Source organism: Bacillus sp. TH50, assembly GCF_016650565.1.
Classification (GTDB): domain Bacteria; phylum Bacillota; class Bacilli; order Bacillales; family Bacillaceae_G; genus Bacillus_A; species Bacillus_A mycoides.
In genome coordinates, this window is the sequence record NZ_JAEKFM010000007.1 from 2,084,244 (window position 1) to 2,097,999 (window position 13,756).

Consider the following 13,756-nt stretch of genomic DNA (forward strand, 5'->3'; position numbering starts at 1 on the left):
TATGAATAAGTTTGTCACGTTTCTTGATAAAAACTTATCTGGACCGATGGCAAGGCTTTCTGAACAGAGGCATTTACAAGCAATCCGTGATGGAGTTATTTCGGCGTTACCATTTATTATCGTAGGGAGTTTCTTTTTAATAGTAGCATTTCCACCATTACCGAAAGATAGTTTCATATCAGTTTGGGCATTGAAAAATCAAACAAGTATATTAATACCATATCGTTTAACGATGTTTATTATGTCTTTATATATAGCATTTGGTATAGGATACAATTTAGCGAAAAGTTATAAGTTAGATGCTTTATCAGGGGCACAGTTAGCAGTATGCTCACTACTTTTAACATTGACGCCCGAATTAATCGATAAAAAAGGATTTATGCTTCCGATGACAAATCTCGGGGGGCATGGATTATTCGTAACGATGATCGTATCTATTTTATCAGTAGAGATTTTAAGATTTTGTAAGACGAAAAATGTAATGATTAAAATGCCAGAACAAGTACCGCCGTCTGTTTCACGTTCGTTTGAAGCACTTATACCTGCTGCATTCGTAATTATTTTAATGAGTTTAGTAACTGTCGTTTTTAGTATTGATTTACATCATGTAGTTGATAAATTAGCGGCACCGTTAGTAAAAGCTGGTGATAGTTACTTCGGTGTAATCATTCCAGTATTTTTAATTACATTTTTTTGGTCATTCGGAATCCATGGTGTGTCGGTTGTTGGAACTGTTGCCCGGCCATTATGGGAAGTATATTTAGGGAAAAATGGTGAAGCAGTTGCTAGTGGAGCAGATCAGTTGCCATTCATATCACCAGAGCCGTTATACCAATGGTTTATATGGATTGGTGGTTCTGGTGCGACGTTAGGGCTTGTATTAGCTATGATTGTATTTGGTCGATCAAAATATTCGAAAGCATTATCAAGAACTTGTATTGTTCCTGGTATTTTTAATATTAATGAACCTGTTATTTTCGGATTACCGATTGTACTAAATCCAATTTTAATTATCCCGTTTATCATTACACCACTCGTAACAGCAACTGTTGCATATTCAGCAACTGCGATGGGATTTGTAACGCCAACACATATTATGCCGCCGTGGACATTACCAGCTCCAATTGGCGCGTATTTAGCCACAGGTGGAGATTGGCGTGCAGTGGTATTAGTTTTTATAAATATAGCAATATCATTCCTTATTTACCTACCATTCTTTAAAATGTACGACAAAAACATGCTTGAAATTGAGAAAAATGGTGATGGGGAAGCTGTTAATCCGTAAGTTTTATATTTTATTTTTGAGTGATAGGCATTTTGTCTATCACTTCTTTCACATTAAGTCCAGAGAGGGTGAAATAGAATGAATATAAAATTTAGCTATAAAGGTGTATTTTTATTGTTATTTGGAGTGATATGTGCAAATTTACTTTTCGTACCTTTATTAAGAATGCTAAATCTATCACAAATGCATAGTATATGGCTCGTTACAAGCTTTGCGGCAAGTATTCTGCTTACGGTAGTTGTTTCTTTCATTGATGGATCGTTTGCATCGAAAGCACAGTTGTTTTTTAGATTTATATTGTTTTCTGTAGGTTGTACGTTGTTTACTTACATAATTGTTTTTTAGTGAATAGGGGGCATGCATATTATGTATATTGCAGGGATAATGTCCGGTACATCGTTAGACGGAATAGATGTAGCGCTCGTTCATGTAGAAGGAAACGGTGTAGATTCTAAAGTCGAACTCATTCATTTTACTACTGTTCCATTTTGTAAGGATATAAAAAATGAGATACTGCAGGCTTTATCAATTGATACATCTAATGTTCAATTGATATGCAGTTTGAACTTTAAGCTTGGTTTATGTTTTGCCAATGCTGTGGAGGAAGTTTGTAAAAAGGCTGATTTGTCATTGGAACAATTAGATTTAATAGGTTCTCACGGACAAACGATTTATCATCAGCCAAAGCAAGAAGGCAATAGTATTTCTTCGACATTGCAAATTGGAGAACCAGCAGTTATAGCATATGAAACGAACACTACGGTTATCTCTAATTTTCGAACGATGGATATGGCAGCAGGGGGACAAGGTGCACCACTTGTGCCATATTCAGAGGTCATTTTGTATCGTCATCAAACTAAAAATAGATTACTACAAAATATTGGCGGAATCGGTAATGTTACAGTAGTACCAAGTCATCTAAGTGATAAGAGTGTTATTGCTTTTGATACTGGCCCAGGAAATATGGTAATCGATGATGTATGTCAAAGATTATTTCAGTTGCCATATGATCAAAATGGTAGGATTGCAAAACAGGGAGTAGTTGTAGATGAAATTTTGACATATTGTATGAACCATCCATTTTTGAAAATGAATCCACCGAAATCAACTGGTAGAGAACAGTTTGGAGAAGAGTTTGTAAGTGAATTATTGAAGCGGTTTGAAAAGCATGGTAAAGAAAATCTTTTGACGACTGTCACGATGTTTACAGCAAGTTCAATTGTTCATCATTATAAGGAGTTTATTCTGCCGTATTATGAAATCGATGAAGTAATTTTAGGTGGTGGGGGCAGTTATAATCGTACACTTGTTGAAATGATACGAAATGGATTGAAGGAAGAAAAGTGCGCGATATTCATTCAAGAAGATATAGGCTATTCTTCAGAGGCGAAAGAAGCAATCGCCTTTGCGATATTAGCAAACGAAACGCATCATCGTAATCCGAGTAATGTGCCAAGCGCAACAGGTGCAAAGCAATCTGTAGTTTTAGGGAATATAACATTCCCTCCAATAAGATGATGAAAATGAGGCGAACATATGAAGTATATGATTGGAGTAGATGGTGGGGGCACGAAGACAGAAGCAATTGCATTTGATCAAGACGGAAACGAAGTTGTAAGAGGTACGAGTGGGTTTGGAAATATATTAATAGATTATGAAAAAGCAGTTTCGCATATTATGGAGGCGATCGATCAATGCAAGAAAGCTTTAATAGATGGGCACTGCGTTTGTATTTGTTTAGGGTTAGCGGGTATAAGTGGAGCAAATACAAATGAATTAACAGTACGTCTAAAAAAGAAGTACCAAACACAAATTGAAGTTTTAAATGACGCAATGCTTGCACATGCAGCTACTTTAAAAGGGAAGGATGGAATTTTAACGATTGGCGGTACAGGCGCAATTTGTATTGGAAAGAAAGGAGAAGTGTACGAGTATAGTGGTGGATGGGGACATATTTTAGGCGATGAAGGAAGCGGATATTGGATTGCGTTACAAGGTTTAAAGAGAATGGCAAATCAATTTGATCAAGGAGTTAGACTTTGTCCATTAAGCTTAAGGATTCAAGACGAGTTTCGACTTTTAACATCATCTCATATAAAAAGACTAGTATATAGTTCTTCAAAAGATAAAGTTGCAGCAATTGCACCATTAATTATAGAGGAAGCGAGGAATGGGAATGATGATGCACATAAAATTATTCTGCAAGCGGCTAAGGAATTAACGATAATTACGGTGAATATTTACAACAAGATGCAGTTTGATTTATCACCTTTAATTGCAGTTAGTGGTAGTATATTGTGTTCAGTACCTGAAATATATGCTGAATTTAAGAAATGCTGTGAGAAAAGTATGGGAGAAGTTATATTCGTATCACCATCAGAAATGGCAGTGAAAGGAACATATCATTTAATGAAGGGTGTATATTTTATAAAATAGAATTATGAGAATTTTTGTATGATTTGTAAAAATATGATGTTAAAATATACAAAGGGATGTAAAGCAAGAAAAAGTACAATATACATAGTCATTGAATATTGTATAAGTACTCCCATGTAGAAAGTGAATGATTACATGATTAATAGTATGCAATTTTTGTATTTGGTGGCTTCTTATTTATTTGGAAACATATTGACCGCTTATATAGTAACGAAGTGGAAACATAATGTTGATATTCGTGAAGAAGGAAGTGGTAATCCTGGCGCAAGAAATATGGGGCGCGTATATGGAAAAGGGTCTTTCGTCGCTACATTTTTAGGTGATGCGATCAAAGGGGCAATCGTAGTTTCTATTGCAAAATACCTTTTCGAAGATTCTACATTTGTAATGTTAGCTTTACTGGCTGTTATACTTGGACATATTTACCCAATTTTATTTAAAGGCAAGGGCGGAAAAGGCATTTCAACATTTATTGGAGGGTTAATTGCATTTGATTATTTGATAGCGCTTACTCTTATTGCTGTTTTCATTATATTTTATTTAATCTTTAAAGGATTTACTAAGCCCGGACTAATTACAATCGCTTGTTTACCAGTTTGCATGATTTTGTATTCTTACTCTATTGTTACGACTATTTTAAGTGTACTTATCATTGTACTTATTTTATATGTAAATCGAGAATGAAATGAACTTTTAATAAGTGGAGTTAATCTCCACTTATAATTTTTATTAAATACATAAAGGAGATACAACATGGGGTTAATTTATAAAGTTGCTGATCAAGCTTGGGAATTTGAAAGTATACATAAATTGAATTATAAAACATTTGTAGAAGAAATTCCGCAACATGAAGAAACGAAAGATCGTGTTCGTATAGATCGTTTCCATGAAGAAAATACATATTTAATTTGTTTAGATGACGATAAGTTAGTAGGTATGGTTGCATTGCGAGGAAAACGACCATTCTCGTTAAATTATAAAATTCCAAATCTAGATTTTTATTTGCAAGAACATGGAGAAAATGTATATGAAATTCGTTTACTTTCAGTAGAACGTGAATATCGAAATGGAAGAGCATTGTTAGGTTTAATTCGCTTTTTACATCGTTATTTGCTTCTAAATGGATATGAATTGGCACTCATTTCTGCTACAACACGTGAACTACCTTTATATGAGCAAATGGGATTCAAATCTTTCCATACGTTAGTTGGTACTGAAGAAGCAGCCTTCCAGCCAATGTATGTTACCCCAGCTATGTTTGAAGAGTCGAGTGTTGGGGGTATTATGACGAAAGAATATACGTTTTTACCTGGTCCAGTGGATATTGAAGAAAATGTTCGAAAGGCATTTTCTACTAAGCCTATTTCGCATCGTTCTAAGTCATTTCAAGTGACAATGGAAAATGTAAAAAGACGTTTACTGCAAATGACAAAAGCAAAACGTGTGCAAATAATGTTAGGAACAGGGACGTTAGCGAATGATGCCATTGCTTTACAGTTGAATTCTTTAAAAGGGAAAGGACTAGTTTTAACAAATGGGGAATTTGGAAATAGGTTAGTGGGACATGCAACACGTGCGCAATTACATTATGATACGCATAAAAAAGAAATGGCAGAGCCGTTTATTTATACAGAATTAGAAAAAATAATGGCAACTGGAAATTATGAATGGCTTTGGTTTGTTCACCATGAAACATCAACTGGAATGTTAAATAATTTAGAAGAACTAAACATTCTTTGTAAAAAATATCAAATGAAACTATGTGTAGATTGTATAAGCTCAATTGGAGCAATACCAATAAATTTGAAGGATGTATATTTTGCAAGTGGTGTAAGCGGAAAAGCGATTAAATCATATACAGGATTATCTTTCGTTTTTCATAACCACATTGTAAAAGTAAACGAGGCAGTACCTGCTTATTTGGACATTGGTATGTACGAAGAAAATGAAAGTATCCCATACTCCCATTCATGGAATTTAATTTATGCATTGCAAGAAGCATTGAAGCGACTTGAAGATGAAGAGGCATTTGAAAAAATAAAAGAGGCGTATGCTTATATTGAGCAAGCTATTAATACTATGGGTTTAAAGCTTGTTTCACCTAAAGATCATGCCGCTCAAATTGTTCTTACCATTCAATTAAACGAAGGGCAGTGTTCTAAGGCAGTAGGTGATGCATTAGCATTACAAGGATATATTGTTCATTATGAATCAGCATATTTACAAAAGAATAACTGGATTCAAATAGCATGTCTGAATCACTATAAAGAACGTGATATGAAGAGGATGTTAAATTGTTTGCAGATGTGTGTGTTAAAGAAAGTTCTTTTAACGTAAATGCTTGTATATTTATTATATAATTTCTACAAGGCTATGAGTCACACTTGCTAAGTGTATAGAAGTGCATTTTTTGACAAGAGTTTAAAAGAGAGCGAAAGCTCTCTTTTAAACTTACTTAAATGAATTACCCACAGATTGGAATACCGAGAACTCTCAAAGCTAGTGCTACTTGAAGAGTAATTTCCAATCTAGCAATTTCGATGCCAGCAACTGTGAGTACTAAAAAAGGTTGGCCGTTTACGAACACAATACAACTTTCCATATATACGCCTCCTTTCTAGTGATCTACTACAGTATATGAATAAAACTGTAATACGTTATAGTTGGATTTATGAATTTTATAAAAATAATAGATTTACCCTATGTTTACGAAACAAATGGAGTTTTATAGTGTTAATAATTTAATTGTTAGACAAGGAAGCATCTATAATAAGATGCTTTTTATTATATTTACGTTTCAGCGTGACAATAAATAAAGTTAATCAATGACGAATTGAGAGGGAAATATATTGATAAATATTTGTATGAGGTAAACTAAGAAGGTTTTAGAAAAACGAAAAGGAATTTTTATACTTGTAACATAAAAATTCTAGGGGGATGTTAATATGGAAAAAACTATGATGGTAGAAACAACAAACATGATGATGTCTATGGAAAAAATGATGTGTGAAATGAAGTGTATGAAAATGATGATGAATAACATGATGCAAATGGATGTAGAAATGGATAAGGCAATGATGGTGAAAATGAATGAATGTGATGAAATGATGAAGACTACTATGTCTATGATGAAAGCGATGAAAGAGAAATGTTGTTGAAGTAGCAAAGTATAGCGTAAAATGATGATGATCTTGTAAATTTAAATTAGTAAAGAGCCTGTTTTAGTTGGTAAATTAAAATAGGCTCTTTTAACTATTGTTCAAAAATAAATTGAGTTGACAAAAAAGAACTAAAAGATTATTTTAGTTCTTTTTTCTGTATTAACACTGTTCAAATCATTTGTTTAAAAGCTATAGATGATGGTTAGGCAGTGAGAAAAGACAAGTAAGAGCCTATCTTTCTTCGTTAAATGTGTACTGAAGTAAATAATGATTCCATTTTTACTTTGCTCTTTTCTCGAATTTCACTGTCCGCATGGCGCATTACAAATTTATGCGCTATAGCGATTGCTAAAACATCATCTAATAAGCCGATCCCAATAATAGCAGCTATATCTGGAATGAAGTCGATTGCTAATACGTAATAAGATAAAGCAGCTAATATTATGAATTTCGCTTTAGTAGGTAACCCTTTTTTTCTCATTGTGTAGTATAAAATAATACTTTCATATACGCTTGATTTCCCGAGGTTTGCTGAGCTTTTTTTGAATTTTTTCCAAAGTGTCTGTTTCTCCATATAAACACTCCTTTTCCAAAAAATAGATTTTTTAAAAGGATGGACAAAGAAGCGGAAGAATAATCAATTTTATTGTTTTTTCTTATTGTATATTTCGATATTTATAAGCGAATACCTGTTCAAAATAAAACAATGCTTGTTAAGCGGATACGAATATGGAGATGGATGAAGAGAAAATCTGTTTTGGAAAGCAAATAAGTTTCCGATAGAGGTTTCAATGAATTATTTGCGTTCTGCAACGAAGGCAGAAAAAACTTTTGATTTCTTAATACCAGCTATCTTGACAATAATTATTAGATTGATGAATCCGAATACAACAATAACATTGAAAGGAATTAAGGATATAAATAATCAATCACTTACATTCATTCCAATTTTAGCTGGTTTTAATATAGCTAATTACCTCGTTCCTTATGATTCTAGTACTTGCTGGTTCATTTGCTACAAGTATTTTTGCGGATAGAACGTTTTTTATCCCTAATTTACCAAAACAATCATATCGTTTTTGCATAGGTGTTTATGAGGGCGTAGTAGCTCATAGTACAGCGACTTCTGAAATATTCAAAAGTATGAATCTCGTACATGAAGAAACGCATTTGTTCAATATGCTGTTGATTGAGATGAAACAATCCAAATCGCTAATATAAAATACATTGCATATGGCGGTGGACCTGCTGCTAATAAACGATTTGTACATGTAGAGTTATGTGAAACAGCAGACCATACAAAGCTCGAGCGTTCATATGAAAAATACGTAAAACTTTTAGCGGAAATCTTAAAAGATAACAAGTTATCTGTAGGAAAAGGATTGTGGATTCACTACGATGTGATTAAATACCTTGGCGGTACAGATCATGAAGATCAACTTGATTATTTAAAATCTCATGGGGGATCAGGAGCTCAATCCCGTGCTGATGTACAACGCGCATACAATAATTCTAGTGTGGATGTTTCTGTACCTGAAAGCCACCTAAACCAACAGAAGTACCAACAGCTGTAACCGATGGTATAGCTTATATTAAAGGCTACAACGTTAATTTACGTAAAGGACCAGACACAAGCTATTCTAAGATTCGTCAACTAAATAAATCAGAAGCTTATGTTGAATGGGGCGAAAAGCCTGGTTGGTTAAACCTTGGTGGAGAGCAATGGATTAAGAACAATCCATCCTATGTGAAGTTTAGTAAGAAAAGTACAGTAGATTCTTCTATTGTAGGAAAGCGTGTTGTTTCTAAAGTTAATATTCTACGTTTCTATGATGCTCGATCTTGGCAGGATAAAGACGTGGATGGTTTTGTAGATGTAGGTGAACTATTTACAATTTTTAGGAAGTTAAATATGGAAGGTTCAGTACAATTTAAGGCGCACAATAGTATAGGGAAAACATATTATATTACGATCAATGAAGTTTATGTATTTGTAACTGTATTACTACAGTATAGTACACTCATAGGAGGTAGTTATGTGTTTGATAAAAATGAAATACAAAAGATAAATGGGATACTTCAAGCTAATGCATTAAATCCAAATTTAATTGGCCCTACACTTCCCCCAATCCCACCATTTACTTTACCCACAGGTCCAACAGGAGGGACAGGCCCAACGGGAGTAACGGGTCCAACAGGAGTAACGGGTCCAACAGGAGTAACGGGTCCAACGGGAGTAACGGGTCCAACGGGGGTAACGGGTCCAACAGGAGTAACGGGTCCAACGGGTCCAACAGGAGAGACAGGCCCAACAGGAGGAACTGAAGGTTGTCTTTGTGATTGCTGTGTTTTACCTATGCAAAGCGTTTTACAACAACTTATTGGAGAAACTGTTATTCTTGGCACTATTGCAGACACACCCAACACGCCCCCGCTTTTCTTTCTATTTACTATCACTTCTGTGAATGATTTTTTAGTTACAGTTACAGATGGCACCACAACCTTTGTGGTCAATATATCTGATGTAACAGGGGTAGGTTTTTTACCACCAGGACCACCTATTACATTACTTCCACCTACCGATGTAGGATGCGAGTGTGAATGTCGTGAACGACCAATTAGACAATTACTGGATGCGTTTATCGGATCTACAGTAAGTCTTTTAGCAAGTAATGGTTCTATTGCAGCAGATTTTAGCGTGGAACAAACAGGACTTGGGATAGTACTAGGGACATTACCTATAAATCCAACTACAACCGTTAGGTTTGCAATTTCAACTTGTAAAATTACAGCTGTGAATATAACCCCTATTACGATGTAGTCTATTTCTTTCAGAAGTATCTGTTGCTACTCGATAAGAAAAGCACAGTTTATTTGTCCACCTTGAAAACGTATTGTTTTCAAAGTGGACAATCTACGTTTCTAGGATGCTCCATCTTGGAAATATAAAGATGGAGCTGGTTCTGTAGATGCAGGGATTTATGATTGATGCAAAAGTGAGTGTCAATGGTTCGCCACAGTACAAAGCACACAGCAGTAAAGGGAAAACATACTATGTTGTTGCAAATGAAGCCTATTTATTCATCTAACGCACTATACCTTCATGAGTAATTAACCATGCCCCCTTATTCTTTCTATATCCTTCATTTGTAAAGTTCTTACTACTATATTATTGGCGTACAATATATGGCTAAATGTATCTAAATGGTTTTCTAAACGTACAAAATTCCCAAATTGATATGGTAAGGCTATAAAAATTATAATGAAAAATAATAAATATCTCTAATGCACTATTAGGATTTTTCCATTTTATATTGCAAACCATCTTTCTGAAAGATAAGCTCATATGCTAAATCAAAATGAAGGTTATATAATGCTTTCGTATTACATATTAAATTGTAGAACTTAGTTCCTTGATGTACATATTGGTGTAATTTATTTTGAATTGGTGAAACAATGATTTTTAAAATTACGTTAATATCTTCATTAAAGAAGTTATAGGAGGGAATAACTTGGGCTCATTATTTGATGTAATAGCAGATGTTATTTTATTTTATCCTCGAAATGATATGAAATTAAAACATTATATCGCAAAATTAAGTGAATTAGAGTGGTTTCGAAGGTTACACGAAGATCCGAAGTATACAAGTTTAATTTGGAGTAATAGAAAAATTAAAAAGTATATTTTGACTTCTGCAAATATAGAAGCATTAATAAAATCCGAGAAAAAACAAAAAGAATTTGTTCATCTAGTACAGGATGAATATAAAAAAAGAAGATAAGAATTTTTTTATTTTTCATATTTGGCGAAACAAATGGTACAATGAAAGCTAGTGTGAAAAATAAGGAAAAGAAGTGGTCTATTTGAAAAACTTTTTAGAATTAGGAATTAGTGAAACTTTTAATCATACATTACGTGAAAATGGAATTACAGAAGCAACACCGATTCAGGAGAAGGCAATTCCTGTTATTATGTCAGGTAAAGATATTATTGGGCAGGCGAAAACAGGAACGGGTAAAACGTTAGCATTCGTGTTACCGATTTTAGAAAAAATCGATCCAGAGTCTAGTGATGTTCAGGCTTTAATTGTTGCACCAACAAGGGAACTAGCACTGCAAATTACAACTGAAATTAAAAAAATGCTTGTTCAAAGAGAAGATATTAATGTACTAGCGATATATGGCGGACAAGATGTAGCACAACAATTGAGAAAATTAAAAGGTAATACACATATTGTTGTAGCGACACCAGGACGATTATTAGATCATATACGACGTGAAACAATTGATTTAAGTAATCTTTCAACGATTGTACTAGATGAAGCAGATCAAATGCTTTATTTCGGATTCTTATATGATATTGAAGATATTTTAGATGAGACACCTGATAGTAAACAAACGATGTTATTCTCAGCAACGATGCCAAAAGATATTAAAAAATTGGCGAAACGTTATATGGAAGAGCCGCAAATGATTCAAGTACAAAGTGAAGAAGTAACGGTAGATACAATTGAGCAGCGTGTCATTGAGACGACAGATCGTGCAAAGCCAGATGCACTTCGTTTTGTTATGGATCGTGATCAGCCATTTTTAGCAGTTATTTTCTGTCGTACAAAGGTTAGAGCAAGTAAGCTTTATGATGATTTAAAGGGACTTGGTTATAATTGTGCTGAACTTCATGGTGATATACCTCAAGCGAAACGTGAAAGAGTCATGAAGAGTTTCCGCGAAGCTAAAATTCAGTACTTAATTGCGACTGATGTAGCAGCTCGTGGACTTGATGTAGATGGTGTAACGCACGTATTTAACTTTGATATCCCTGAAGATGTAGAAAGTTATATTCACCGCATTGGCCGAACAGGACGTGCAGGTGGATCAGGTCTTGCAATTACGTTCGTTGCCGCGAAAGATGAAAAACATTTAGAAGAAATTGAAAAAACGCTTGGTGCACCAATACAAAGAGAAATAATCGAACAACCGATGATAAAAAATGTAGATGAAAATGGAAAACCGGTACAAAAGCCGGCTCCAAAGAAATCAGGTCAATATCGTCAAAGAGATAGCCGTGAAGGTTCAAAAAGTGGTTCAAGACGCGATTCGGGAAATAACTTAAGAAGTGATTCAAGAAATAATTCGAGAAATGAAAACAACCGATCATTTAATAAGCCAAGTAATAAGAAAAGTAGTACAAAGCAAGGTCAGCAAAGACGTGGCCGTTAAATCTTAAAATAGTAATCGGGATAAAGAGGGTTGTTATTATTTGTCGATAAGTTGATAAATAATAACAATCACCGATAAAATTTCAGATATGATTGTAAATCATTTTATTTATTAGATAGACAAAAAAGAGTCGCGAAAAATTGCGGCTCTTTTTTGTTCTTTATTTTGAAATTAGTATATACACGATAAGTTCGATTTATGAAGCAATTTAATTTCATTTACCGTAATAAAAGTAATTTTAAACATTTATTAAGAAAATAAAAAATGTTTGCGGAGCTCCTTTATTAATGGGGAGCTTTTCTTTTGTTTAAACTATCTGACGTGTTATTATAAAATTATTCTGAATTTTTAACAGGAGGCGTTTTAATGAAAAGTGAAACGTTACATACACAAGAAGATATTTTGAAGATGATGGATACTTTATTAAGACCCGCAGTACCATTTTGGAATGAATTTTACACGAATAGAGAAAAAGATGTTCCGTTTTTTGAAAATGTTCCAGATGAGAATCTAGTTTCGTATATACAAAAAGAGAGTGTTTCAAAAGGGAAAGTATTAGAACTTGGATGTGGTCCAGGAAGAAATGCAATTTATTTAGCGAAACAAGGGCTTGATGTAACAGCCGTAGATTTGTCTATAGAAGGAATTAATTGGGCCAAAGAGAGGGCGTTAGAAAACGGAATAGAAATACAATTTGTTTGTGAATCGATTTTTAATTTGGATTTTCAAGATGAATATGATTTTGTATATGATTCCGGTTGCTTGCATCACATTCCACCACATAGAAGAATGAATTATGTTGATCTAGTTAAAAACTCATTAAAATCGGGTGGTTATTTCGGATTAACATGTTTTGCAGCAGGTGATTTGAATGAGCGAAATGGATCGGAAATAACGGACTGGGATGTGTATAGAGGATGGAGTTTGCAAGGTGGTCTTGCATATTCAGAAGAAAAGTTAAGAGAGATATTTAAAGAATTTGAAGTAATTGAAATTAGAAAAATGAAGCAAATTGAACAACCAAATAATATGTTTGGAGAATCATTTCTTTGGACAGCATTATTTAAGAAGAAATAAAACATAGATAATTGACAAACTCATCGTTTTTATAGACAATACACTTATAAGAATGTACGTTCGGTTTCATTGTCCGATGTATGTTTTGCATAAATACATAACAAGGGGATGTCTCTAAATGGGTAACACAAATCAAAAAATCACTACGTTTTTAATGTTTGAGGGCAAAGCTGAGGAAGCAATGAATTTTTACACATCGCTATTTAATCAATCAGAAATTGTAAGTATCTCTCGTTATGATGAGAATGGACCAGGTAAAGAGGGAACTGTAATTCATGCAACTTTTACGCTAAATGGACAAGAGTTCATGTGTATTGATAGTTATGTAAAGCATGATTTTACATTCACTCCAGCTATGTCTCTTTATGTAACTTGTGATACGGAAGAGGAAATCGAAACAGTTTTTAATAAACTAGCACAAGATGGAAAAGTTCTTATGCCTTTAGGTTCATATCCGTTTAGTAACAAGTTTGGCTGGTTAAATGATAAGTATGGTGTGTCTTGGCAGTTAACTCTTGCTGGAGATGAATAATTAAAATAATATGGTGATATTAATGTTATAAAAAATAAAAGGGAT

Annotated in this window: 15 protein-coding genes and 3 pseudogenes; 15 read left to right on the plus strand and 3 right to left on the minus strand. The window is 33.9% G+C overall.

Annotated elements, in window-relative coordinates; all coding sequences use genetic code 11:
• The first annotated feature begins 1 nt into the window (after position 1).
• The 6 genes from JFU23_RS27710 to JFU23_RS27735 all read left to right on the plus strand — a co-directional run bounded on the left by JFU23_RS27710 (position 2) and on the right by JFU23_RS27735 (position 6,058).
• A complete protein-coding gene (locus JFU23_RS27710; protein ID WP_002136305.1) occupies positions 2-1,285 on the plus strand; it encodes a PTS sugar transporter subunit IIC in 1,284 nt (427 codons plus the stop codon).
• Between the two features lie 78 nt (positions 1,286-1,363).
• Complete coding sequence (locus JFU23_RS27715) at positions 1,364-1,630, plus strand: hypothetical protein (RefSeq protein WP_002136308.1); 267 nt, start codon at positions 1,364-1,366, stop codon at positions 1,628-1,630.
• Between the two features lie 21 nt (positions 1,631-1,651).
• Positions 1,652-2,803 (plus strand): anhydro-N-acetylmuramic acid kinase AnmK, encoded by a 1,152-nt coding sequence (anmK, locus tag JFU23_RS27720; RefSeq protein ID WP_002141765.1) that lies wholly within the window; start codon positions 1,652-1,654, stop codon positions 2,801-2,803.
• Positions 2,804-2,821: 18 nt separating this feature from the next.
• A complete protein-coding gene (locus JFU23_RS27725; RefSeq protein WP_201033250.1) occupies positions 2,822-3,721 on the plus strand; it encodes a BadF/BadG/BcrA/BcrD ATPase family protein in 900 nt (299 codons plus the stop codon).
• 135 nt (positions 3,722-3,856) lie between these two features.
• On the plus strand, positions 3,857-4,405 hold the full coding sequence (gene plsY, locus JFU23_RS27730; RefSeq protein ID WP_078204615.1) for a glycerol-3-phosphate 1-O-acyltransferase PlsY: 549 nt from the start codon (positions 3,857-3,859) through the stop codon (positions 4,403-4,405).
• A gap of 69 nt (positions 4,406-4,474) precedes the next feature.
• Positions 4,475-6,058, plus strand: coding sequence for an aminotransferase class V-fold PLP-dependent enzyme (locus tag JFU23_RS27735; RefSeq protein ID WP_201033252.1), 1,584 nt, complete (start codon positions 4,475-4,477; stop codon positions 6,056-6,058).
• Between the two features lie 127 nt (positions 6,059-6,185).
• Here the strand turns inward: JFU23_RS27735 and JFU23_RS27740 are convergent, their stop codons facing one another.
• Positions 6,186-6,323, minus strand: a complete 138-nt coding sequence (locus JFU23_RS27740; RefSeq protein ID WP_002127410.1) for a DUF3956 domain-containing protein — start codon at positions 6,321-6,323, stop codon at positions 6,186-6,188.
• Positions 6,324-6,666: 343 nt separating this feature from the next.
• Between JFU23_RS27740 and JFU23_RS27745 the strand changes: the two genes are divergently transcribed.
• Positions 6,667-6,879 carry a hypothetical protein gene (locus JFU23_RS27745; protein ID WP_000416118.1) on the plus strand — a complete coding sequence of 71 codons (213 nt, stop codon included), beginning with the start codon at positions 6,667-6,669 and terminating at the stop codon, positions 6,877-6,879.
• Between the two features lie 247 nt (positions 6,880-7,126).
• Here JFU23_RS27745 and JFU23_RS27750 read toward each other — a convergent pair whose 3' ends face one another.
• Positions 7,127-7,456: a YkvA family protein gene (locus JFU23_RS27750; protein WP_085311102.1), complete on the minus strand. Its 330-nt coding sequence runs from the start codon at positions 7,454-7,456 to the stop codon at positions 7,127-7,129.
• A 217-nt stretch (positions 7,457-7,673) separates the two neighbouring features.
• On the opposite strand from JFU23_RS27750, the gene JFU23_RS27755 reads away from it, so the two are divergent.
• The 4 genes and pseudogenes from JFU23_RS27755 to JFU23_RS27770 form a co-directional block, all read left to right on the plus strand.
• Positions 7,674-7,919: a hypothetical protein gene (locus JFU23_RS27755; protein ID WP_201033254.1), complete on the plus strand. Its 246-nt coding sequence runs from the start codon at positions 7,674-7,676 to the stop codon at positions 7,917-7,919.
• Positions 7,870-8,878 (plus strand): annotated as a pseudogene (locus JFU23_RS31105) (N-acetylmuramoyl-L-alanine amidase); the annotation flags it as partial. The gene JFU23_RS27755 and the pseudogene JFU23_RS31105, both read left to right, overlap by 50 nt.
• 42 nt (positions 8,879-8,920) lie before the next feature.
• A complete protein-coding gene (locus tag JFU23_RS27765) occupies positions 8,921-9,703 on the plus strand; it encodes an exosporium leader peptide-containing protein (protein ID WP_201033322.1) in 783 nt (260 codons plus the stop codon).
• A gap of 66 nt (positions 9,704-9,769) precedes the next feature.
• Positions 9,770-9,971, plus strand: a pseudogene (locus JFU23_RS27770) (N-acetylmuramoyl-L-alanine amidase); the annotation flags it as partial.
• Positions 9,972-10,187: 216 nt separating this feature from the next.
• Here the strand turns inward: JFU23_RS27770 and JFU23_RS30695 are convergent.
• A pseudogene (locus JFU23_RS30695) lies at positions 10,188-10,376 on the minus strand (hypothetical protein); the annotation flags it as partial.
• Between the two features lie 18 nt (positions 10,377-10,394).
• On the opposite strand from JFU23_RS30695, the gene JFU23_RS27775 reads away from it, so the two are divergent.
• The 4 genes from JFU23_RS27775 to JFU23_RS27790 all read left to right on the plus strand — a co-directional run bounded on the left by JFU23_RS27775 (position 10,395) and on the right by JFU23_RS27790 (position 13,711).
• Entirely contained in the window at positions 10,395-10,664 is a 270-nt protein-coding gene (locus tag JFU23_RS27775) for a hypothetical protein (protein WP_201033256.1), read from the plus strand.
• A 73-nt stretch (positions 10,665-10,737) separates the two neighbouring features.
• Positions 10,738-12,102 (plus strand): DEAD/DEAH box helicase, encoded by a 1,365-nt coding sequence (locus tag JFU23_RS27780; protein WP_201033257.1) that lies wholly within the window; start codon positions 10,738-10,740, stop codon positions 12,100-12,102.
• Between the two features lie 366 nt (positions 12,103-12,468).
• Positions 12,469-13,179 (plus strand): class I SAM-dependent methyltransferase, encoded by a 711-nt coding sequence (locus tag JFU23_RS27785; protein ID WP_201033259.1) that lies wholly within the window; start codon positions 12,469-12,471, stop codon positions 13,177-13,179.
• A 118-nt stretch (positions 13,180-13,297) separates the two neighbouring features.
• Positions 13,298-13,711: a VOC family protein gene (locus JFU23_RS27790; protein WP_137059925.1), complete on the plus strand. Its 414-nt coding sequence runs from the start codon at positions 13,298-13,300 to the stop codon at positions 13,709-13,711.
• Positions 13,712-13,756: the final 45 nt, after the last annotated feature.

Bases quoted from the DNA above. Each gene is read 5' to 3' on its own strand.
- JFU23_RS27785 (WP_201033259.1), top strand. From the start codon at position 12,469: ATGAAAAGTGAAACGTTACATACACAAGAAGATATTTTGAAGATGATG.
- JFU23_RS27755 (WP_201033254.1), top strand. From the start codon at position 7,674: ATGAATTATTTGCGTTCTGCAACGAAGGCAGAAAAAACTTTTGATTTC.
- anmK (WP_002141765.1), top strand. From the start codon at position 1,652: ATGTATATTGCAGGGATAATGTCCGGTACATCGTTAGACGGAATAGAT.
- JFU23_RS27740 (WP_002127410.1), bottom strand. From the start codon at position 6,323: ATGGAAAGTTGTATTGTGTTCGTAAACGGCCAACCTTTTTTAGTACTC.
- JFU23_RS27710 (WP_002136305.1), top strand. From the start codon at position 2: ATGAATAAGTTTGTCACGTTTCTTGATAAAAACTTATCTGGACCGATG.
- JFU23_RS27750 (WP_085311102.1), bottom strand. From the start codon at position 7,456: ATGGAGAAACAGACACTTTGGAAAAAATTCAAAAAAAGCTCAGCAAAC.
- JFU23_RS27790 (WP_137059925.1), top strand. From the start codon at position 13,298: ATGGGTAACACAAATCAAAAAATCACTACGTTTTTAATGTTTGAGGGC.
- JFU23_RS27715 (WP_002136308.1), top strand. From the start codon at position 1,364: ATGAATATAAAATTTAGCTATAAAGGTGTATTTTTATTGTTATTTGGA.
- JFU23_RS27735 (WP_201033252.1), top strand. From the start codon at position 4,475: ATGGGGTTAATTTATAAAGTTGCTGATCAAGCTTGGGAATTTGAAAGT.
- JFU23_RS27725 (WP_201033250.1), top strand. From the start codon at position 2,822: ATGAAGTATATGATTGGAGTAGATGGTGGGGGCACGAAGACAGAAGCA.
- plsY (WP_078204615.1), top strand. From the start codon at position 3,857: ATGATTAATAGTATGCAATTTTTGTATTTGGTGGCTTCTTATTTATTT.
- JFU23_RS27745 (WP_000416118.1), top strand. From the start codon at position 6,667: ATGGAAAAAACTATGATGGTAGAAACAACAAACATGATGATGTCTATG.